We start from the raw sequence: 18,689 nt of genomic DNA, 5'->3' as shown, positions 1-18,689 counted from the left end.
TAACTTAATGAACTTGAGGGGCGACGGTAATGGTATTTCGCCCTTTATGCTTACTTTTATAAAGCGCTACATCAGCTTGTTTTAACACTTCTTCAAAATCGCAATGGGCTTGCCATGTTGCCAGCCCAAAGCTCATTGTTACCTGCAGTGCACCTTTACCAAAAGTCATGGCTTCGATTGATTGGCGTAGTTGTTCTAAGTGTTTTTGTGCGTCTGCTTGTGAGCAGTTAGGTAACACCAATAAAAACTCTTCTCCCCCCCAACGGACCGCGATATCTGCGTTATTTAGTTGTTGACTCAAGCACTGCGCAACTCGCTCGATGACTTCATCACCTAATTCGTGACCATAGAGGTCATTAACCTGCTTAAAATGATCTATATCAGCCATGACAACACATATGGGTTGTTGTTGATTGATACAGCTTTTATACGCTTGCTGAATTAAGCCATGGGCATAACGACGATTAAAAAGATGGGTCAGAGAGTCGTGTGCGGCTAAAGTCTCGAGGTCACGTTGCTGGTTAATCGTTATCTCTCTGATTAGGCCTATGGTATAGATCATAGGGATACCGCAAACTATGACATTGAGCAAATGTAAATATGGGGCGAACATTTGGTAATCAATGTACGTCAAAGGCTCTTCAAACCATGTATAGGTTAAAGCAAAAATAACAATAATGGCGGCGCACCAGACTACTGCTTGCTTTAATTTTAGTTGCGTATCAAGAAGGAGCAAACAGGAGGCGGCCCAAAGATAGAATTGGAAACCGTAATCAGTGCCAATCACAGCACACACCAGCACTGAGTGAATGGTCACTTCTAAGCTAAAAATACGCAATGCCAGTGACTGCTGCTCCCGTTCTAATAGAGTGATACCAAACCACCATGTAACTACACTCAACACGTTGAATACGCTGAGCAACTCAACCTGAGCGTACCAAAATGCAAAAACTAAGCATGCATGCAGACCCATGCAGTACCAAGCTACCTTTTTGAGTAAGTGATTTTTTAATTGTTCCACTTCATTGGGCTGTTTATGTGGATGCTCCAACTATGCCCCCTTTTATCGCTGACTGGTTTTGCTTCTAAAAGTAATTGCTTTAAAAGCAATACAGTGATCAGTATAGATGGTTCTTAACTGTTTTATTGCTGTTGTGCAAATAAGGTGATGTGGCAAAGCTATCAAGTTTAATAGCCTATGAAATTGCTTTTTATTCACCCGCAATGACTGGCACTCGCATAACCACAATGATAATGTAAACTTTTCAAGGGCCTATAAATCTTTGCTTACTGAGTATTCTATAGTAAGTATATATCGCTTAACACATTGTTACGCTGGAGGGAGTATGTCGATAGAAAAAGCACGCATTACGCTGTGTAATATCAACAAAGAAGATTATCCACAAATTAAAACATTGATGGATGAGGCATATCCCGACTTAGGCGGCGCGTGGCCAAGTCATACAATATTTAGACTGATAGATCAGTTTCCTGAAGGTCAGATTGGTATTTTAGATGATGGTCGCTTGGTTGGCTTAGCACTGAGTGTCCAAGTCGATTATCACCGTTTTTCTAACCCGCACACGTACGATGAAATTGTCGATGCCCACAACCGAGTATTTAGTGATAGCAATGGTGATGCGCTCTATGGGTTAGATGTTGTGATAGCGAAAAGCCATCGCGGTATGCGTTTAGGTCGACGTCTTTATGATGCAAGAAAAGAGTTGTGTCGGCAGTACAACCTTCGGGCAATTTTAGCGGGTGGCCGTATTCCTCGCTATAGCAATCACTGTGATGAAATGACGCCAATGGAATACATCGATAAGGTCGATCATAAAGAAATTTATGATCCTATTTTAAGCTTTCAGTTGGCCAACGACTTTCAAGTAAAGCGGTTACTAAAACAGTATTTGCCTGAGGATGACGACTCCGAAGGGTACGCCACATTATTAGAGTGGAATAACATTTTGTTCCAACCGACCGATACGGTCATCGAAACCAAAAAAACCATTGTTCGGGTTGGCGCGGTACAATGGCAAATGCGTGAAGTGGAGTCGGTTGCAGAGCTAATGCGACAGGTTGAGTATTTTGTTGATACGGTGTCGGAATACCAAAGTGACTTTATTATTTTTCCTGAGTTTTTTAACGCACCTTTAATGGGTCTGCAAGAGCACCGCAATCAAACCGAAGCAATTCGCTATTTGGCTGAGTATACCGAGCAGTTTAGAGATGCTATGTCGACAATGGCTATTGAATATAACGCCAATATTGTCACAGGATCTATGCCGCTAATGGAAGACGAGAAAATATATAATGTCAGTTATTTATGTCACCGTAGCGGCAAAATTGATGAGCAGCGTAAAATTCATATTACGCCCCATGAAGCGTATGATTGGGTGATTGAAGGTGGTGATGAAATTGGTGTGTTTGAAACCGATGCCGGGCGTGTGGGTATTCAGATTTGCTACGATGTGGAGTTTCCTGAGCTTAGCCGTATTATGGCACAGCGCGGTTTAGATATCTTGTTTGTACCATTTTGGACTGATACTAAAAACAGTTACTTGCGGGTGCGACATTGCGCCCAAGCAAGAGCTGTTGAAAACGAATGTTATGTGGTTATCGCTGGCAGCGTTGGTAACCTACCGCAAGTGGACTCATTAGATGTACAGTATGCGCAATCCGCTGTTTTAACACCGTCAGACTTTGCTTTTCCGCATGATGCGGCATTAAATGAAGCGACTCCAAACACCGAAATGCTACTGTTTAGTGATTTAGATCTTGATAAGCTTAAGCTACTACACAGTGAAGGGACGGTACGGAACTTAAAAGATCGCCGCACCGACTTGTACCAAGTAATAGTTAAACAAAAAAGCTAGCTTAACATCACTAATGCAGCGGCAATGCCGATGAGTAGCAGGCCAATGTTGTCGCTTTTTTTAATCGGCTGTTTGAGCCATAACACAGCGATAAGCATAGTAAAAAAGACCTCAATTTGGCCCAGCGTTTTGACATAAGCAACATGTTGTAAGCTCATAGCGCTGAACCAGCCGACGGAGCCAACAAAGCTAGTCAGGCTGATGGTACTTAGGAGTGTGCGCTTTTGCCACAGGACCTGCCATGTTTGCCTTTCTTTGAGACTAATAAATAGGCTCAAAATCACAGTTTGGGTGAACAAAACCAATAGCAGCACCCACGCGGCACTGTGTAAAAAGGGCAGTCCAGTTGCTAAGCTAGCTTCTCTTACCCATAAAGAAGTGAGCGCAAATGCGCTACCGCAGGCGATGCCAAGTAAAGCTGTTTTGGGCGCAAATCGCTTTACGCTAAAACCACTGAGCATCAGTACGGCAATAGCGCCAATGGCGACACCAATCCAACCAATCAAAGATAAAGCAGAGCCAAACAGTGCCATGCCCAATATAGCCGCCATCAGTGCTTCGCTTTTAGCTAAGCCTGCACCCACCGCATAGTTGTTTTGCTTAAACAATAAAACCATTAACCCTGTAGCCACAATTTGCATGATGCTGGCGCTCAGTACATAGGCTATCAGCGACCCATTAATCGTTAATGTGGGAACATTTTGATAATGGTACAAACACAGTAAATAAATCACAGCCAATGGCACCGCCAACAAAAAGCGTGCAAGCGTCACACCTGCAACACTGGCTGATTGACTCAATTGGCTTTGCAGCGCATTTCGCCATGCTTGAGAAAACGCAGCCAATACGGTAAAGGCTATCCAACTCATTGCTTATCCATCTTATTTTTTTTTTGAGTTTAACAATGCATATGCGTATCGGCTAACGCATTTTTCTCATAAAGGGGTGTGCTGTGCTTGCTTGAGTGCGACAATCTGTCGCAGTGCATTTGTTAGCTGCTACGCATATACTTTAACTTGATGCTACACAATTTAGCCGCCTTTCAATTTAAGGCGGCTTTTTTATTTGGCTCATGCTAAGGTGGATTTTGTTAAAGAACAAAAAACATGCAAGGACTTAGTATGACAACGATTTTAATTTGTGCGCTCATCGCTGTAATTTTGCCGTATTTGGCAAAAGCCCCCGTAGCCATCGCGATGAACCGTCTTGGTGGATACGACAATCAACACCCAAGGGCTCAGCAAGCTCAGTTAACAGGTTTTGGTGCAAGAGCGTTGGCTGCGCATCAAAATTGTTTTGAATCGTTAACGGTATTTGCAGTGGCTGTTGCCGTTGTACTTGGCACGAATACAGTTGGCTCAACGGTGCAGTATCTTGCAATCGGCCATATTGTGGCGCGTATTCTGTACTGTGTGTTTTATTATCTCAATTTGCACATTTTTCGTTCGTTGATTTGGGCGGTAGGCTTGGGGTGTGCGATTGCCATGATTGCGGTGAGTTTATAATGCAAAGGCCAGTTATATTGCTCTATAGCTGGCCTTGAAGGCTTTTAATGTGCGACCGTAATGCGCTCATGCTTTACTTTTTTCTTGGTCGATTCAGATGGTTCACCTAACTCATAATCTAGCTGAACAACATGACGCTCCGTGGTATCTGACGCGCCAGTGTATTGCCATTGACGCAGTGCGGTAATGGCACTTTGTTCAAACACCGCTTGAGGTTGTGCGTCGATCACTTCTATATTGTTCGTATGACCACGCCCATCAATAGTAAATTGTAAGGTGACATACCCAGAAATACCTGCGTTCGCAGCCTCAGCAGGGTACTTGGGCTCTATGCGCATTACTGGATGCGGTTTTCCTTCATGTTTATGTGCTTGTACTTCATTGGGTTTTGCAAGCGCCATAGCACTGAGTGATCCACACGCTAGGGCGACGACTAAACATTTGGCACCCATGGATGCCCCCGATAACTTTTGTAAATGTAGTAATCTTTGTTTCATAGTGCTCTTATCTCCGTAGTAGCTATATGCTAAGGCACGATTGCGGGCATTTTGTGCGCAACTTATCAGTGCTTCTGCATACATTAGCTGTTGATGTGTTGATTTTTGTTGTAGTACTTGTTCGTCACATGCCAGTTCTTGGGCGCGACGAAAACTTTGGTAGCCCAGCCACATAATGGGATTAAACCAGCAAGCAATGCATAAAAGGATAAGCGCCATGTTTGCAACATTATCAAAGCGCCGAATATGGGTGTTTTCGTGCTCGAGTAATAGCTTGAAGGTTTCGGGGTCAAACTGTTTGTCATAGCCACTGGGTAACACCACAATCGGTTTCCATAAACCTATCACCATAGGGGTGCTTAATTGTGAGCTGACAAAAAGCGGCTGATCAAAATGACTGTTTTTGACGGCTTTAATATTTAGAGCACGGCTAAATTTGTAATGCTGCCACCAAAGCATTAGCAGCAGTAGCATAACGATGGCGCTATACACCGCTGTTGCACTAAATTGCCAAACTGCTGTGTGTTGCTGCAATTGTGGCGTTACCCGAAAATAGCTGATCGCATCATTGGTAATCGGCTTTAGTTCACTGGGTAAGTTTAATGCGATGATACTCAGTGGTACTAGCCACCATAAGCTGTAAATTAAGCGGGCACTTAAGCTATCCGCTGCATACTTTTGCAACAGCACTAAAGTGATAATAATGGCACCTAAAACCAGTTGTGTATTGGGATTTAACAGCCACTCTAAGTACGGATATAGCATGTTACTTTCCTTGTTTTTGTTCCCACTGCTTGATGATCTGTTTTAACTCATCAATATCTTGCTGAGACAGTTGCTCAGTTTTGGCAAAGCCGCTAACGAGTGGGGCTATTCGGCCTCTAAAAAAGCGCTCAATAAAGCTTTGGCTTTCTTTTAATGTATATGCCTCTCGGCCAATAGTGGGGGTGTAAATATATTCTCGCCCTTGTTTTTCAAAGCTCACTGCTTGCTTTTTAACAAGGCGGCTGACCAGTGTTTTGATGGTTTTTTCGTGCCATTGTGTATCGTTGCTTAAGCGCTGGATAATATCGCTGGCTTTAGCTGGGTGGCCTTGCCAAAGCGCTTCCATCACTGCAAATTCAGCTTTTGAAAGTTCTATCATGAGTATTGCCTACAAGTGTAATCTATGGAGTTAAGATTACATCTGTAATCAAATCTGTCAAGTGTGTTTTTAAGTTAATTTCAACGAAGCGATATTGATCTGCTGATACTGGTTTTCTGGTAGCGTGTTGGGAAGTGTGAAGTTGGCAATGCGCACCCGATAAAGGTCTATCACTTTGTAGCCACAATGTTTTGCCATTTTACGAATTTGCCTATTGAGCCCTTGTTTAAGCACAATCTTAAAGCGTGTAGCATCTAATAAGCTTACTTGGCAGGGTAAGGTTATTTGCCCATCAACAGGGACACCCAATGCCATTTTTTGACAAAATTCAGCGTCTAGCGGTCGGTCAACTTTCACCCAATATTCTTTTTCTACATGATGATCTGGATGGATAAGACGCTGACATAGCTCACCGTCGTTAGTGAGTAATAACAAACCCCTTGAATCTTTATCTAAGCGACCAATTGGATACACTCGCTGTGATGTTGACAAGTGATGCAGGAGGCTACTGGGGTCGTCAGGCTTTAATTTACAATCTATGCCAACGGGTTTGTGGTAGGCATAGAGTACTTTGGTGGCAGGTCCACATACTTTTTTACCCAATACGATAATCTCGTCTTGTTCAGTCACATGATCAATATGATTGGCGGGGCGGCCATTTACGGTGACATCCCCTGAGTCAATCAGGCGTGACGCTTGGCGGCGGGAGCATACTCCGGCATGGCCAAGGTATTTGGCAAGGCGTGTAGACATAATTAGGACTTAACCAAAGTAAAGGTGGAACCCTAACATATTTTAGTTGAATAGAAACGCCAATTTAGTCAATTATAAGACAGCCCCAAATCAGGGCTGTCTATGCTTTCTCTTAATACTTGCGTACTTCAAGGCTTACAGCAAAACCATCGAAATCATAGGAATCATTATCTGTAGCTAGCGAAGTCCAGCCACCACCATGAGACGCCCAAGGCGTAAATGTTGCAGAACCTTGTTCTCTTCCTCGGTCGTCAGCAACTTTCAAACCGATACGGAAGTCTCTTAAAGATACATATTCTTGCCAATTTCTAGTTTCAATGCGGATTTTAAATGCATCAGGATCATAACCGTCGCTGTCCAAAGCAAAGCCTGACCAACCACCGCCTTCACTCGCCCATGGCGTATATTGCCAGTAGCCATATCCACCACGACCACCATTGTCAGCAGCTCTGATCGCGAGGCGGAAGTCCTTGTTTACTGGTGTATTTCTTAAAATTGATAGGTGGAGCTTAAGCGCATCTGGATCATATGCGTCTCTGTCTACAACCCAGTTAGTCTCTGTGCTAGAACCTGAAGAAAGATATTGAGTGTATTCAACTCGACCAGCATCGCGACCACGATCGTCAAAAGCTTGTAGGCCAATTCTAAAGTCATAGTTTACACCTGTACCGCTTGGTGCATACATTTCTGGTTCTGCCACTGCATAACTACTGACTACAATGGCAAGCGTCGTTACTAATGTTTTCATTTTAATATCCTTATAGAAAAATGTTTTTTGCAAATTATTTGCAAGGGAAATGTTAATGCCTGTATCTTTGTTAGGTAAGCTATTAAATGTAAAAAAATGTAGTCTATTTTTTAAAAGTTTCATTCTCATCTGAATACGCGATATTATATTGAAAGGCAATCGAAGAATTGGTTACGATAGCGGGCGATGTTGCAAGATAGAAGAGTTTAGTAAATTGATTGATAAAGCATTTATCTATGTTCTGTATGGTAAGCACTTAAGATACTATCAAGAGACCATACTAAGTATGTCGACATTGCTTACTTACAACCCAAAGGCCAATATTATAGTGCTTGCTGAATGGGTCGACTTTTTTCCAGAGATCCCCAATGTACAAGTAATCAATTTCACTGAGCAGCAACAAAAGCAATGGCTTGGTTGTTCTAATTATCACTTCCGACTGAAGCTGAGTGGAATACGATTTTTGCTTCAAAACTATGCAAAAAAAATTATTTTTCTAGATTCTGACACTTTGGTACGCAGTAACTTAATGCATTACTTCGATATGATTGATCACAGCAATAGTATTTTGCATAAGTTAGAAGGTCATTTGAGTCGCAGACGCTTTACCAGACAGTATAAAAATGTAATAGGCCGAACATTCAATAGCGACAAGGGCGGCCGTTGCCTGATCACGGAAAGTGCTCCGATGTACAACTCTGGGTTTATAGGGTTAGCACAAGTTCACTTATCATTATTTGAAGACGCTTTGTGGCTTATGGAAGAAGTAAGTAAATATACGACCTATCATACGGCAGAACAGTTTGCATTAGGGTTTTTTCTTTGCAAACAAGGTAAAGTCCATACGGTAGGTGACAAGGTTGTTTATCACTACTGGCATAAGCAGCCTAGAAAGTTTATCCATGAGCAAATTTCTGATCTTTTGTTGAGTTATAGCATACTAGAATTGGCGAATAACCCGAGGTTGTCATTATCTATAAAACCTCACCGTCCTTTTACTCGATTAATACGAGATAAAGTCGGAAAACTCTTAACCAAATAACATTGACGTTACTCTTTTTTATCCGCCTCGCATTGGCCTTTAAGGAAGTTACAGATTAAAAACCTCTTGTACCCAAATATTTTACATTTCATTTTCTTGTGTTATTATTTTGCGCGCTGGCATTGGGTCAGCGTGTTTAATAAAAAGGAAATTTTATGAAACTATTTAAACTTGGTTTATTATCCGCAATAGGTACAGCATCACTAACCAGCGTAGCATTTGCAAGCGATTACCAATACAACACTTTTCACTGGAAACAAGGCGAGCAACAAGTAAGCTTAGGTTCTTCACGAGATCGCGTATGTTTTTTATCAAGTGTGCAAGGGAAATTCGAAGGTTGGGCTGAAGAAGTTAGCGTTAAAAAAGTGGGTGCGAGTTACTACCTAGGCGGTAAATCAGACCAGGATAACGTAGCTGCAACGGCCACGTGTGTGCTTAATCCAAAAGGTGACAAGTATACGCAATTTGACACATGGGAGCAGGGACAAAGCTACTTGTATATGGGTGATCGTCACAATGTATGTTTCTTAACCTCAATGAGCGGAAAATATGAGGGTTGGAAAGAATCTATCGAAGTTAAAAATACACCATCGGGTGTATACTTGGGTGGCACTTCTGATCAGCACAGTGTAAAAGCAAGTGCGGCATGTTTAAGTCGTTATAACCCTAACCTTCGTTCATACACTTGGAGACAAGGTGAAGGAACAAAAACATTGGCACCTACCGCCACTAATGTTTGTTATTTAACTAGAATTGCAGGCAAGTTTAAAGGGTATGGTGAATCAGTGAGCTTATCTAAAAGTAACGGCTACTGGCAGTTAAGCGGCAGTTCTCAGCAAAGAGATGTAACTGCGACAGCTACATGTACTAGCAAGTTTTAAGTTCATGGATTGATTAAAAACATTGATAGTAAAAAGGGGCGAAGTTGATTGCCCCTTATTGATTGAAGCAACCCCGCCCTATGCTGTTAAGAGTATGCTCTTTAAAGCCTCTTTAAACTCTCTACCATGAGCGATCCCCAATTGTTTTAATCTTGAATCGGCCAATGCACAATCGTGAGGGCGAGCTGCACTTTGACTTGGTTCATCAAGAGGTTCTAACAACGATTGAGGGTAGCCTAAAATATCGGCCATAATGCAGGCCATATCATACTTACTCATTGCTTGATTATCGGAAATATGAAAAATCCCGCCCAAGTTTTCTGGGCGCTTTAGCAAGTCTCTTAAGGTAAAGGCAATATCTTCAACATGGGTTGGGTAACGTACCGCCCAGTTGTCATGTGCGGTGGTTTGGGTGGCACTTATCTGAGTTGCTATCACCGATACCGCTGATTCTGCTAATTCTGATACGTCGCCATATAAAACGGGCACACGTATTATGCTGTGGCGTGTTGAGTGAGCAAGTACTGCTTGCTCAGCGCGTTGTTTGCTTTGGCCATACAGATTTAACGGGTTTGCTTGAGCAGATTCTAAATACGGCGGCGTTTTGCCATCAAATACATAGTCGGTGCTAATAAAAATGAGTGCAATATCGCGTTGGGCGCACTGCTTGGCAAGAAACTCGCTGGCAGCAACATTAAGCGCGATAGTTTGCTCTGGTTCGTTCTCACAGACATCAGGCTTACGCTCTGCAGCGGCATGAATTAACGCATCGGGCTGGTGTTGCTCTAAAAAGTCAATCACCGCCTGTTGGTTGCCTAAGTCTAGTTGATAGAGCGGGGGAGTTGCGCGGTTAAAACCGGTACCAACAACCTCAAAGTCTTTTACTAAGGTTTTATAAAGTGTGCGACCGAGCAGTCCGGTCGCGCCGGTGAGCATAATTTTTTGCATAGTGGCTGATTCCTTAAGTATCCAAATAGGCAAACAACAGCCACTAGCTTAGCAAGTTTAACTGATTGAAAAAACGTTTATGTATTGGTCGGTTGCGCTTCTTGCTCCCAGTTTTTAGACTTTATGCTGAGTAGACCAACAATGATACCAACGCCAATACAAAAGAGGCTAATTTGTAGATAAAGGTTAGGCATCTCTTCTACTTTATTGGGGTCAAAGTGACCAGCCAATAAACCTGAAATAATATTGCCAATTGAATAGGTTAATACGAATACGCCCATCATCTGACCGGCAAACCTTTTTGGCGATAACCTACTAACCGCACTGAGTGCCACGGGGCTTAAACACAGCTCACCCACAGTGTGTAGAAAGTAGGTTGTGATCAACCAATATGGTGCCACTTTTAGCCCTTGCGCAGCATATTGCGAAGCCATAAACATCACTAAAAAACCACTGGCCATGATCACTAAGCCCACCGCACATTTGAGGTTGTAAGATGGGGTGATCAGGCGTTTTGATAAATTAATCCAAAGTGCGGCAAAAAACGGTGATAATACGATGATAAATATAGCATTCGCTGATTGGAACCAAGCGGTAGGTATGGTGAATGAGCCAATTAACCGATCGGTATAATCTCGTGCAAATAAGTTTAAAGATGAGCCCGCCTGCTCAAACCCAGACCAAAAACATGCCGATGCAACACAAACAAAAAACAGTGCCCACATTTTCTTTTTTTCATCGTCAGAAAGGTTCCCCTTAAAGTAGATAAGCGCATAGTAAATAAAAAAGATAACAGTAAAGGCGACTGCAACATACTGCGCTAAAATCACCGGGTTGATAACAATAATGCCAGCGTAAGTTAGTGCGGTGATGCCAGCAAACCCTGCAATGATCAGTGCGATAAGCGCCCACACTTTGTTTGCTTGCTCTGGGCTAAAAGGGTTTGTGGGGGCCTCACCAACACCCGCAATATTACCGAGCGTTTTACGATACTGAATAAGCCCGACAGCCATGCCAACCGCAGCTGCGCCAAATGCATAGTGCCAGCCAACATTTTCCATAAAATAGCCACAGACGTAGTAACCGATGACCGAACCCAGATTAATACCCATATAGTAAATGGCGTAACCACTGTCGCGGCGTTCATCGTCAGAGCTGTAAAGCTGTCCAACCATGGCGCTAATATTGGGTTTGAGCAGGCCGGTGCCAAATGCAACAAAAATAAGACCGATAAAAAACGAGTGGGTGCTTGGGATGGCCAAGATAATATGGCCACACATGATAATAATACCCCCGTACCACACGGTTCTTTGCCCGCCAAGCAGCCTATCTGCAACCCAGCCACCGGGTAGACCAAGGAAATACACAGCGCCAGTGTATAGGCCGTAAATAGCAGCCGCAGAGGCAACGGTAAAGCCGAGCCCTTGGTCTTGTAAGCTGGCAGTCATAAATAATACCAGCAAAGCACGCATGCCATAGTAACTCATGCGTTCCCACATTTCGGTGAAAAAGAGCGTTGAGAGGCCCTTGGGATGGCCAAAAAAGCCCGTATCCTGTGCTGACATAGTTCACTTCCGTTATTATATTTTAAAAGTCAGCCTTTATTAGTACGTTAAAGAGTCAATGAATGCAACCGCAGTGCGGTGCTTTTCAGCCTAGCTCAAAGAGGCTAAAAATATTGTAACTGTTTGATATCGCTTATTTCTATATCAGCTAAGCCTTGATAGCGATAAGTGCAATTCTGATTGTTTAACCATACGCTGCGACAGTGTGCATTATTTGCCCCTTGCACGTCGGTATCTAAGCTATCACCTATATGCAATAACTGAGTAGGGAGTATGTTTAGCTGATTAACGGCGTTATCGAATAAATCGCGAAAAGGCTTTGATCTGCCGTCTTTACCCGCTTGTAACACCAGAGAAAACATACCCGCTAGATTAAATTGCTCGACATCAGCGTTACCGTTGGTAATGGCTATTAAGGTGTAACGTTGCTTAAGGTCGTTCAGTAACTTGATAACCGATGGACATACGCTGATTTGGCTGCGCGCTTGGGCAAACGCTGCATAGGCATTTTGCGCATGCTCTAGGGCGTCTTCGTGTGTTAAACCGCACTCTAATAATCCTAAGTAAAGCGCGCGTTGCCGCCACAGCGTGACATCATGTAGCAGGTCAGGGTTTTCTTTGAGTGCTTGGTTGCGACATGCCATCCAAAAACGGTTATCTTGATGAGGCCAACATGGCAATTGGCGTAGGTAGTCGGCTTGCGCTCGTAGCGCTGACGCTATGATTGGGTGGTTGTCATACAGCGTGTCGTCTAAGTCAAAACTAAGGACTTTGATTTTGCCTATGGCACGGTTGAATCTCATGGTTACTAACCTATCTGGTGAATTAAGGACATTGTTTCAAAACGCTATTCGTCTTTATTAGGGCGCTTCTTTGCTCTGGGATGAGCTTGGTCGTAAACCTTGGCAAGGTGCTGAAAATCAACATGTGTATACACTTGTGTTGCTGATAGACTGGTGTGACCTAACATTTCTTGTATGGCGCGCAGATCGCCACTGGACTCGAGCATATGGCTGGCAAACGAGTGGCGTAATTTATGTGGGTGAATGGGTGTACTGATACCTTGTTTAAGGCCCCACTCTTTCATGCGCTCACGGACATGGCGAATAGAGATCCGTTGTTTGCGTTTGCTTAAAAACACCGCAAGCTCATCTTCATTGGCCAACTGAGGCCTTAACAATAACCAATGCTCTAAGGCATGCAGTGCTTTGCCTCCAACGGGAATAACACGCTCTTTATTGCCTTTACCCAAAACACGGATCTCACCATCTCGTATGTCTCCCATATTGACATTGACTAGCTCGCTGATTCGCAAACCACTCGAGTACATAAGCTCCATCATCGCTTTATCTCTTACGGCTAAAACATCATCATCATTAATTGATAACAGTTGTGCCATTTGATCTACATCGAGATTTTTAGGCAGCGGCTTATCAAATTTTGGACCTCTAATATTTTCTCCTGGGTTGACGAAGGTGGTATCTTGCGTGTGCTTTGCTTTTAGGTATTTATACAAGCTACGAATACAACTGAGCTTAAGGTTTATACTGCGCGGGTTATACTGTTTACCACGCAGGTGCATACTATAACGGCGAACTTGTTCGCTACTTACCATCAGCCAGTCTTGGGCGTTTGGGGCAAAGAAGTTGGCAGCTTGAAGCAACTGAATGCGGTATTGGCTTAAGGTATGTTTTGAGTATTGCTTTTCATGACGTAAATAGGCCATAAAAGCATCTAGAGGCTTAAGCCACAGCTCGCTCAACGCGTTCTCATCAGCCATATTTTTAGGCCAATGCGCTGAAACGCACCTGTAAAGTGGTGACGAACTCTTGCATAAACAAAGTGTCGTTAGTAGGTGCGAAGTGCTCTGCGTGGTTGCTAGCAAAGGCTAAAATTGCATCTGGCGCAGAGATGCTGCCTAGCATATATAAGGCAACAGACTGAATTGACGCCTCTTGGGGCCAAAAGAGTTGCAGCTCTTGCTGAGATAGTCGACCAAGATATACACCATTTTGTAAGCGTGTTTGTGCTAAATCGGCAAGTTCACTGTGGTAAGGGATTAATTTACAACTGACAATATTCGGTTGTTGGCATAGGAACTCGTCAAGTTTTTGTGTTAGTTCCCCTAGACTATTGCAGCACCATAGCTGTCGTTGGCACTCACTGAGTAATCTAAAAATTTGTTCGTTTTCAATAGCACTACGAGCCATAGTGGCTATTTGCTGTTTTAGCTGAATGTTTTGTTCGCGTAATACACGCTGTTGCTGTAGCGCTAAGTTAGGTAACCCTAAGCTTTTACCATGCAGGTCCATGTCGAGCAAAACATACGGATGATTGAGCAAAAAATCTGGGTGATGAGTTAAATAATCACAAATTAGCTGTTCATCAATGTCGTTTATTTTACTCATAAATACACCTTTTGTATCTTATAAAGAGATCTGCCCATCAAAAACGTGCTCGGCAGGGCCTGTCATTTTTACACTGTGTCCTTCACCTTGCCATCGTACTTGCAAGCTGCCACCAGGCAAATCAACGCGAACAGTATTTGCTAACTTCTTTTGAGTAATGCCAATCACCACCGCTGCACAGGCACCGCTGCCGCACGCTAAGGTCTCTTGTGCACCTCGCTCCCAAACTCTGAGCTTTACGTGTTCTTCATTTATAACTTGCATAAATCCCACATTGGCGCGCTCAGGAAAACGTTCATGGTTTTCTAATAGCGGTCCCAGCGTTTCAACGTCTGCGGTGTCAATATCGTCGACTTCAATCACACAGTGAGGGTTGCCCATAGAAACGACCCCACAAAACACCGTATGCTCTTGTGCCCTCATGATATAAGTGAGTTCAGGCTTACTGGCTTTAAATGGCACGCTGCTGGGGGCAAATTGCGGATGCCCCATATTAACAGTAACTTGTCCGTCTTTTTCAGAATAGAGCGTAATGTTGCCTGATTTGGTCGAGACACATACTTTATGACGGTTAGTTAGCCCTTTCATACGCACAAATCGAGCGAAACAACGGGCGCCATTACCGCATTGCTCTACCTCGGTGCCGTCAGCATTAAAAATTCGATAATGGAAGTCCAGATCGGGTGAGTACGGTGCTTCGACCATCAAGAGTTGATCAAAGCCTACACCAAAGTTTCTATCTGCAAGCTTTTTGATTTGATCTCGAGACAAAAATACATTTTGTGTGACGTTATCCACCACCATAAAGTCATTGCCTAAGCCATGCATTTTAGAAAAATTTACAAACATAATGTTCTAATACAACTCCTAATGAACTTACTTTGCCACGCTTGGGGCACCGCTGTCATTAATAAATTAGGGTAATAGGTGCTCACCTTGCCAAAGTGACGTGAGCGATTCTCTTTGTCTAACTACATAGCATGTATCGCCATCAACCATAAGCTCTGCAACTCTTGGTCGCGAGTTGTAATTTGAACTCATCGTAAAGCCATAAGCACCTGCACTGCGTTGCGCTAAAAGGTCGCCTTGTTGAATCGCTAATTGACGATTTTTACCAAGAAAATCGCCGGTCTCACAAACTGGTCCCACTACATCATACGCATGTATTGGCGTGCCATCTTGACGCTGCGTCACAGGAATAATATTTTGCCAAGCTTGGTATAATGAGGGTCTTAGCATGTCGTTCATACCTGCATCGACAATCGCAAAGTGCTTATCCTCAGAGCGCTTGAGATATTCAACTTTGGTTACCAAAATACCGGCATTGGCGGCAATAGCGCGACCCGGTTCAAACACGAGCTCTAAATGCGGGTAATTCGTCAATCGCGCCTTTACTTGCGCTGCATAGGCGCTTGGGTGCGGCGGCTTTTCACTATCATAAGGGACACCTAAACCGCCACCGATATCTAAATGTTGCAGCTCAATCCCCGCCGTTTTTAACTGTTCAACAAGGTCAATAACCTTATCCAACGCCGCTAAAAATGGCTCAACCTCGGTTAATTGTGAGCCAATATGAAAATCAACACCGACCACTTCAATGCCTGGTAATGCATAGGCGAGCTGATAAACGTCAAAGGCTTGTTTAATATTGATGCCAAACTTATTCTCTTTTAGTCCAGTAGAAATATAAGGATGGGTTTTAGCATCGATATCAGGGTTGACTCGAATAGATACTCGCGCGACTTTACCCGTACTGCTAGCGACTTCACTAATCCGTTTGAGCTCTGCTGTTGACTCTACATTAAAACATTTAATGTTGTGGGTAAGAGCAAAGGTGATTTCATCGGCCGTTTTAGCCACGCCTGAAAAGACCACTTTACTGGTATCACCGCCGGCTTCAATTACCCGAGCAAGCTCACCTTTAGAGACAATATCAAAACCCGCTCCTAATCGAGCAAGCACATTGAGTACCGCAATATTGGAGTTAGCCTTAACGGCATAACAGACCAAGTGAGGGTGCCCTTGCGCTGCATCGGTAAACGCGTGGTAATGACGCTCTAATGTCTTTCGAGAGTAGATATAACAAGGTGTACCATGTTGCTTGGCAATATCGGCTACGCTGACTTGCTCAGCAAACAACTGTTTTTCTTGATATTGAAAAAAGTCCATCTAACCTTCCTGCTGATTTGTTTGCGCTTTGGTATTTTGCTGTGGTTTTGCTTGAGACTTGCTTAACTCTTGATTAGTCTGCTTTGAGTTTTGCTTTTCGGGCAAATAAAGAGGCCCACTTTGTCCACAGCCAGCTAATATAAGCGTAGTGAATATTACGAGAAAAAATAAGCTAGATTGAGAGAGTGTCGCTTTCATTAGATTAATGGTGTCAGTGCCTTTATAATCGCAGAGTAACAGAATTCGCAAAAAAAGCAGCTATTGAAGATAAGTATTTTCACGCTTGAATAGCTAAAACTTTGTACAAATGAGGGATACCGTATGACTGATTCCGAGTACCATGAGTTGGCTGATGCCTTAATGCTCACCATAGAAGAACAAATAGACGACTGTGATGCTGACCTAGATTACGAATCTGCAGCAGGTATCTTAGAGATTATTTTTGCTGATAAAAGTAAAATCGTGATAAACAAACAAGCACCATTGCATCAAGTGTGGGTAGCAACAAAGTTTAACGGTCATCATTTTGAGCTTCACGGTGATAAGTGGATTGATAATCGCTCGGGGGCAGAATTTTGGCAGTTTATGTGTGATGCTGCCACTCGCCAAGCTGGTACACCCATTCAATGGCAGCACAGCTAATGTTGCCGTTTGTAGAGTACGCAGCAAAAGGGGAACACACAGCGAGCATTATTTGGTTACATGGCTTAGGTGATTCCGGAGAAGGGTTCTTACCCATTGCGCCTGAGCTAAAATTACCTGATGAACTCGGCGTGCGATTTATTTTTCCACACGCACCAGAGCAGCCTGTAACAATTAACGGTGGCATGGTGATGCGTGCTTGGTATGACATTAAATCTTTGGATTTAGAGAATCGAGCGGATGAAGGCGGCGTAAGAGAGTCTGCCAAAGCGGTTGAAGCATTGATCCAAGCAGAGCTAGACAAAGGCATTGCTCCTGAGCGTATTATTTTGGCTGGTTTTTCACAAGGCGGTGTCATCGCGCTGCATTTAGCACCACGTTTATCGTATAAAATTGGCGGTGTTATGGCATTATCAACGTATATGTGTGCACCACAAAAACTTGTGGATGAAGCCAAACAACCTGAACTCAATATCTTTATGGCTCATGGCAGCCATGACCCTGTGGTTGCCATGTCGGCGGGAAAACTTGCTTATGACACCTTGCTGGAACAAGGCTATCAGGTAAGCTGGCAAGATTACCCGATGGAACATCAGGTGTGCTACGAAGAGCTCGTAGCAATACGCACATGGTTAATTACGACACTGTCTTAAATTAGGAGCTGCAACAATGACACAAAGGATCGTTATTAAAACGTCGGTAAATAAAGCGCCAACGGCGAATGCTTCGGTAAGTTACCAATGGCATTGGCGGCGTATATTTATGGCTTTTAGCGTGGTGTTATTGTTTGCTACTGCGTTGATATATGGGCTTATGAACTCTGTCAATGCTGATGAAATACAAACCACTGACAGGGGCTCTATCCAGAGTGAAGTAATAATAGAGGCTGATGATGAGGCTGAGCATAAGCAGGTCGTTACTCCTAAAAAGTCAGCACCTGCGCCTGTTATCAATGTGGCAGAAGTCACCGTAGATAACCCCGCGGCTGTTATTATTAACGATGAGGAGCGCCTTTCAAGTTCAGTGCAAAACCAGGTTGACATGCAATCAGAGACGCCATCGGATGTTGTTGAGCAAGTTGTCGATGAAGAACAAAGTGAGCAACTAAGCGAAAATACATTTTCAGAGCATGCCGCTATCACCAATGTCGCTTTGGGTGCGCAAATTGATAGTAACTTAGTCTCGCGAGCTGTATTAACGACTGGGGTTGTAGACAGAGAGCCGATTGATGTACTCAAAGAAAACCTTGAACTTACCCAGTTTGTAGATAAATTATTTTTCTTTACAGAAATAAATAATATGCAGGGGCAGACGGTGCAGCATTTATGGTTTCATCAAGATCAGCTGATGGCCGAGATACCCTTATCGATTAGTGCAATTCGTTTTCGCACGTACTCAAGTAAGAATATTATGCCAAGCCAAACAGGGCAGTGGCGTGTAGAAGTAGTGACTGACCAAGGTCAACTATTAGCACAAAAATCTTTTCGCATTATTTCAGAGGCCGAGTAACA

The 18,689-nt window shown here is 43.4% G+C and carries 21 protein-coding genes; 7 read left to right on the top strand and 14 right to left on the bottom strand.

The window, feature by feature from the left end; translation table 11 throughout:
- Window positions 1-4: 4 nt before the first annotated feature.
- Window positions 5-1,051, bottom strand: a complete 1,047-nt coding sequence (locus tag HG263_RS21065; RefSeq protein WP_246240056.1) for a GGDEF domain-containing protein — start codon at window positions 1,049-1,051, stop codon at window positions 5-7.
- Window positions 1,052-1,346: 295 nt separating this feature from the next.
- Between HG263_RS21065 and HG263_RS21060 the strand changes: the two genes are divergently transcribed.
- Window positions 1,347-2,876 (top strand): carbon-nitrogen hydrolase family protein, encoded by a 1,530-nt coding sequence (locus HG263_RS21060; RefSeq protein ID WP_171628037.1) that lies wholly within the window; start codon window positions 1,347-1,349, stop codon window positions 2,874-2,876.
- On the opposite strand, the gene HG263_RS21055 is transcribed toward HG263_RS21060, so the two are convergent.
- Complete coding sequence (locus tag HG263_RS21055; protein ID WP_171628036.1) at window positions 2,873-3,745, bottom strand: EamA family transporter; 873 nt, start codon at window positions 3,743-3,745, stop codon at window positions 2,873-2,875. The genes HG263_RS21060 and HG263_RS21055 overlap by 4 nt on opposite strands.
- 252 nt (window positions 3,746-3,997) lie before the next feature.
- Here HG263_RS21055 and HG263_RS21050 point away from each other — a divergent pair, with 252 nt between their 5' ends.
- The gene (locus HG263_RS21050; protein ID WP_171628035.1) at window positions 3,998-4,381 is read left to right on the top strand and encodes an MAPEG family protein; all 384 of its coding nucleotides are present in this window, start codon (window positions 3,998-4,000) and stop codon (window positions 4,379-4,381) included.
- A gap of 44 nt (window positions 4,382-4,425) precedes the next feature.
- On the opposite strand, the gene HG263_RS21045 is transcribed toward HG263_RS21050, so the two are convergent.
- The 4 genes from HG263_RS21045 to HG263_RS21030 all read right to left on the bottom strand — a co-directional run bounded on the left by HG263_RS21045 (window position 4,426) and on the right by HG263_RS21030 (window position 7,523).
- On the bottom strand, window positions 4,426-5,643 hold the full coding sequence (locus tag HG263_RS21045) for a M56 family metallopeptidase (protein ID WP_171628034.1): 1,218 nt from the start codon (window positions 5,641-5,643) through the stop codon (window positions 4,426-4,428).
- Window position 5,644: 1 nt separating this feature from the next.
- Window positions 5,645-6,022, bottom strand: coding sequence for a BlaI/MecI/CopY family transcriptional regulator (locus tag HG263_RS21040; RefSeq protein WP_171628033.1), 378 nt, complete (start codon window positions 6,020-6,022; stop codon window positions 5,645-5,647).
- Between the two features lie 69 nt (window positions 6,023-6,091).
- A complete protein-coding gene (locus HG263_RS21035; RefSeq protein ID WP_171628032.1) occupies window positions 6,092-6,775 on the bottom strand; it encodes a pseudouridine synthase in 684 nt (227 codons plus the stop codon).
- Window positions 6,776-6,887: 112 nt separating this feature from the next.
- Window positions 6,888-7,523 (bottom strand): hypothetical protein, encoded by a 636-nt coding sequence (locus HG263_RS21030; RefSeq protein ID WP_216628531.1) that lies wholly within the window; start codon window positions 7,521-7,523, stop codon window positions 6,888-6,890.
- A 214-nt stretch (window positions 7,524-7,737) separates the two neighbouring features.
- Here HG263_RS21030 and HG263_RS21025 point away from each other — a divergent pair, with 214 nt between their 5' ends.
- Together HG263_RS21025 and HG263_RS21020 are read left to right on the top strand one after the other, a co-directional pair.
- A complete protein-coding gene (locus HG263_RS21025) occupies window positions 7,738-8,565 on the top strand; it encodes a glycosyltransferase family protein (RefSeq protein WP_171628031.1) in 828 nt (275 codons plus the stop codon).
- A gap of 155 nt (window positions 8,566-8,720) precedes the next feature.
- The gene (locus HG263_RS21020; RefSeq protein WP_171628030.1) at window positions 8,721-9,446 is read left to right on the top strand and encodes a hypothetical protein; all 726 of its coding nucleotides are present in this window, start codon (window positions 8,721-8,723) and stop codon (window positions 9,444-9,446) included.
- 78 nt (window positions 9,447-9,524) lie between these two features.
- Here the strand turns inward: HG263_RS21020 and HG263_RS21015 are convergent, their stop codons facing one another.
- From HG263_RS21015 to lptM, 8 genes are all read right to left on the bottom strand, one after another.
- Window positions 9,525-10,394, bottom strand: coding sequence for a dTDP-4-dehydrorhamnose reductase family protein (locus HG263_RS21015; protein ID WP_171628029.1), 870 nt, complete (start codon window positions 10,392-10,394; stop codon window positions 9,525-9,527).
- Between the two features lie 77 nt (window positions 10,395-10,471).
- The gene (locus tag HG263_RS21010) at window positions 10,472-11,959 is read right to left on the bottom strand and encodes a peptide MFS transporter (RefSeq protein WP_171628028.1); all 1,488 of its coding nucleotides are present in this window, start codon (window positions 11,957-11,959) and stop codon (window positions 10,472-10,474) included.
- Between the two features lie 104 nt (window positions 11,960-12,063).
- Window positions 12,064-12,762 (bottom strand): HAD-IA family hydrolase, encoded by a 699-nt coding sequence (locus tag HG263_RS21005; protein WP_171628027.1) that lies wholly within the window; start codon window positions 12,760-12,762, stop codon window positions 12,064-12,066.
- Window positions 12,763-12,806: 44 nt separating this feature from the next.
- Window positions 12,807-13,739, bottom strand: a complete 933-nt coding sequence (xerC, locus tag HG263_RS21000) for a tyrosine recombinase XerC (protein ID WP_171628026.1) — start codon at window positions 13,737-13,739, stop codon at window positions 12,807-12,809.
- Window positions 13,740-13,743: 4 nt separating this feature from the next.
- A complete protein-coding gene (locus HG263_RS20995) occupies window positions 13,744-14,367 on the bottom strand; it encodes a DUF484 family protein (RefSeq protein ID WP_171628025.1) in 624 nt (207 codons plus the stop codon).
- Between the two features lie 18 nt (window positions 14,368-14,385).
- On the bottom strand, window positions 14,386-15,216 hold the full coding sequence (gene dapF / locus HG263_RS20990) for a diaminopimelate epimerase (RefSeq protein WP_171628024.1): 831 nt from the start codon (window positions 15,214-15,216) through the stop codon (window positions 14,386-14,388).
- Between the two features lie 66 nt (window positions 15,217-15,282).
- Window positions 15,283-16,536: a diaminopimelate decarboxylase gene (lysA, locus tag HG263_RS20985; protein WP_171628023.1), complete on the bottom strand. Its 1,254-nt coding sequence runs from the start codon at window positions 16,534-16,536 to the stop codon at window positions 15,283-15,285.
- Window positions 16,537-16,785 carry an LPS translocon maturation chaperone LptM gene (gene lptM / locus HG263_RS20980; RefSeq protein WP_246240055.1) on the bottom strand — a complete coding sequence of 83 codons (249 nt, stop codon included), beginning with the start codon at window positions 16,783-16,785 and terminating at the stop codon, window positions 16,537-16,539.
- 72 nt (window positions 16,786-16,857) lie between these two features.
- On the opposite strand from lptM, the gene cyaY reads away from it, so the two are divergent.
- Genes cyaY through HG263_RS20965 form a run of 3 tightly spaced genes read left to right on the top strand, consistent with a single transcriptional unit; the run spans window position 16,858 to window position 18,687 of the window.
- A complete protein-coding gene (gene cyaY / locus HG263_RS20975; RefSeq protein WP_171628022.1) occupies window positions 16,858-17,178 on the top strand; it encodes an iron donor protein CyaY in 321 nt (106 codons plus the stop codon).
- Window positions 17,178-17,831 (top strand): alpha/beta hydrolase, encoded by a 654-nt coding sequence (locus HG263_RS20970; RefSeq protein WP_171628062.1) that lies wholly within the window; start codon window positions 17,178-17,180, stop codon window positions 17,829-17,831. Before cyaY ends, HG263_RS20970 begins: the two co-directional genes overlap by 1 nt.
- A gap of 16 nt (window positions 17,832-17,847) precedes the next feature.
- Window positions 17,848-18,687, top strand: coding sequence for a DUF2914 domain-containing protein (locus HG263_RS20965; RefSeq protein ID WP_171628021.1), 840 nt, complete (start codon window positions 17,848-17,850; stop codon window positions 18,685-18,687).
- The last annotated feature ends 2 nt before the right edge of the window (window positions 18,688-18,689 follow it).

Origin of the sequence: Pseudoalteromonas caenipelagi, assembly GCF_013140855.1 — a bacterium.
In the GTDB taxonomy this organism is placed as follows: Bacteria; Pseudomonadota; Gammaproteobacteria; order Enterobacterales; family Alteromonadaceae; genus Pseudoalteromonas; species Pseudoalteromonas caenipelagi.
The sequence above is the reverse complement of the archived record's forward strand: the minus strand, read 5'-3'. Positions and strand labels throughout refer to the sequence as shown.

Bases quoted from the DNA above. Each gene is read 5' to 3' on its own strand.
- HG263_RS21060 (WP_171628037.1), top strand. From the start codon at position 1,347: ATGTCGATAGAAAAAGCACGCATTACGCTGTGTAATATCAACAAAGAA.
- HG263_RS21055 (WP_171628036.1), bottom strand. From the start codon at position 3,745: ATGAGTTGGATAGCCTTTACCGTATTGGCTGCGTTTTCTCAAGCATGG.
- HG263_RS21050 (WP_171628035.1), top strand. From the start codon at position 3,998: ATGACAACGATTTTAATTTGTGCGCTCATCGCTGTAATTTTGCCGTAT.
- HG263_RS21045 (WP_171628034.1), bottom strand. From the start codon at position 5,643: ATGCTATATCCGTACTTAGAGTGGCTGTTAAATCCCAATACACAACTG.
- HG263_RS21040 (WP_171628033.1), bottom strand. From the start codon at position 6,022: ATGATAGAACTTTCAAAAGCTGAATTTGCAGTGATGGAAGCGCTTTGG.
- HG263_RS21035 (WP_171628032.1), bottom strand. From the start codon at position 6,775: ATGTCTACACGCCTTGCCAAATACCTTGGCCATGCCGGAGTATGCTCC.
- HG263_RS21030 (WP_216628531.1), bottom strand. From the start codon at position 7,523: ATGAAAACATTAGTAACGACGCTTGCCATTGTAGTCAGTAGTTATGCA.
- HG263_RS21020 (WP_171628030.1), top strand. From the start codon at position 8,721: ATGAAACTATTTAAACTTGGTTTATTATCCGCAATAGGTACAGCATCA.
- HG263_RS21015 (WP_171628029.1), bottom strand. From the start codon at position 10,394: ATGCAAAAAATTATGCTCACCGGCGCGACCGGACTGCTCGGTCGCACA.
- HG263_RS21010 (WP_171628028.1), bottom strand. From the start codon at position 11,959: ATGTCAGCACAGGATACGGGCTTTTTTGGCCATCCCAAGGGCCTCTCA.
- HG263_RS21005 (WP_171628027.1), bottom strand. From the start codon at position 12,762: ATGAGATTCAACCGTGCCATAGGCAAAATCAAAGTCCTTAGTTTTGAC.
- xerC (WP_171628026.1), bottom strand. From the start codon at position 13,739: ATGGCTGATGAGAACGCGTTGAGCGAGCTGTGGCTTAAGCCTCTAGAT.
- HG263_RS20995 (WP_171628025.1), bottom strand. From the start codon at position 14,367: ATGAGTAAAATAAACGACATTGATGAACAGCTAATTTGTGATTATTTA.
- dapF (WP_171628024.1), bottom strand. From the start codon at position 15,216: ATGTTTGTAAATTTTTCTAAAATGCATGGCTTAGGCAATGACTTTATG.
- lysA (WP_171628023.1), bottom strand. From the start codon at position 16,536: ATGGACTTTTTTCAATATCAAGAAAAACAGTTGTTTGCTGAGCAAGTC.
- cyaY (WP_171628022.1), top strand. From the start codon at position 16,858: ATGACTGATTCCGAGTACCATGAGTTGGCTGATGCCTTAATGCTCACC.
- HG263_RS20970 (WP_171628062.1), top strand. From the start codon at position 17,178: ATGTTGCCGTTTGTAGAGTACGCAGCAAAAGGGGAACACACAGCGAGC.
- HG263_RS20965 (WP_171628021.1), top strand. From the start codon at position 17,848: ATGACACAAAGGATCGTTATTAAAACGTCGGTAAATAAAGCGCCAACG.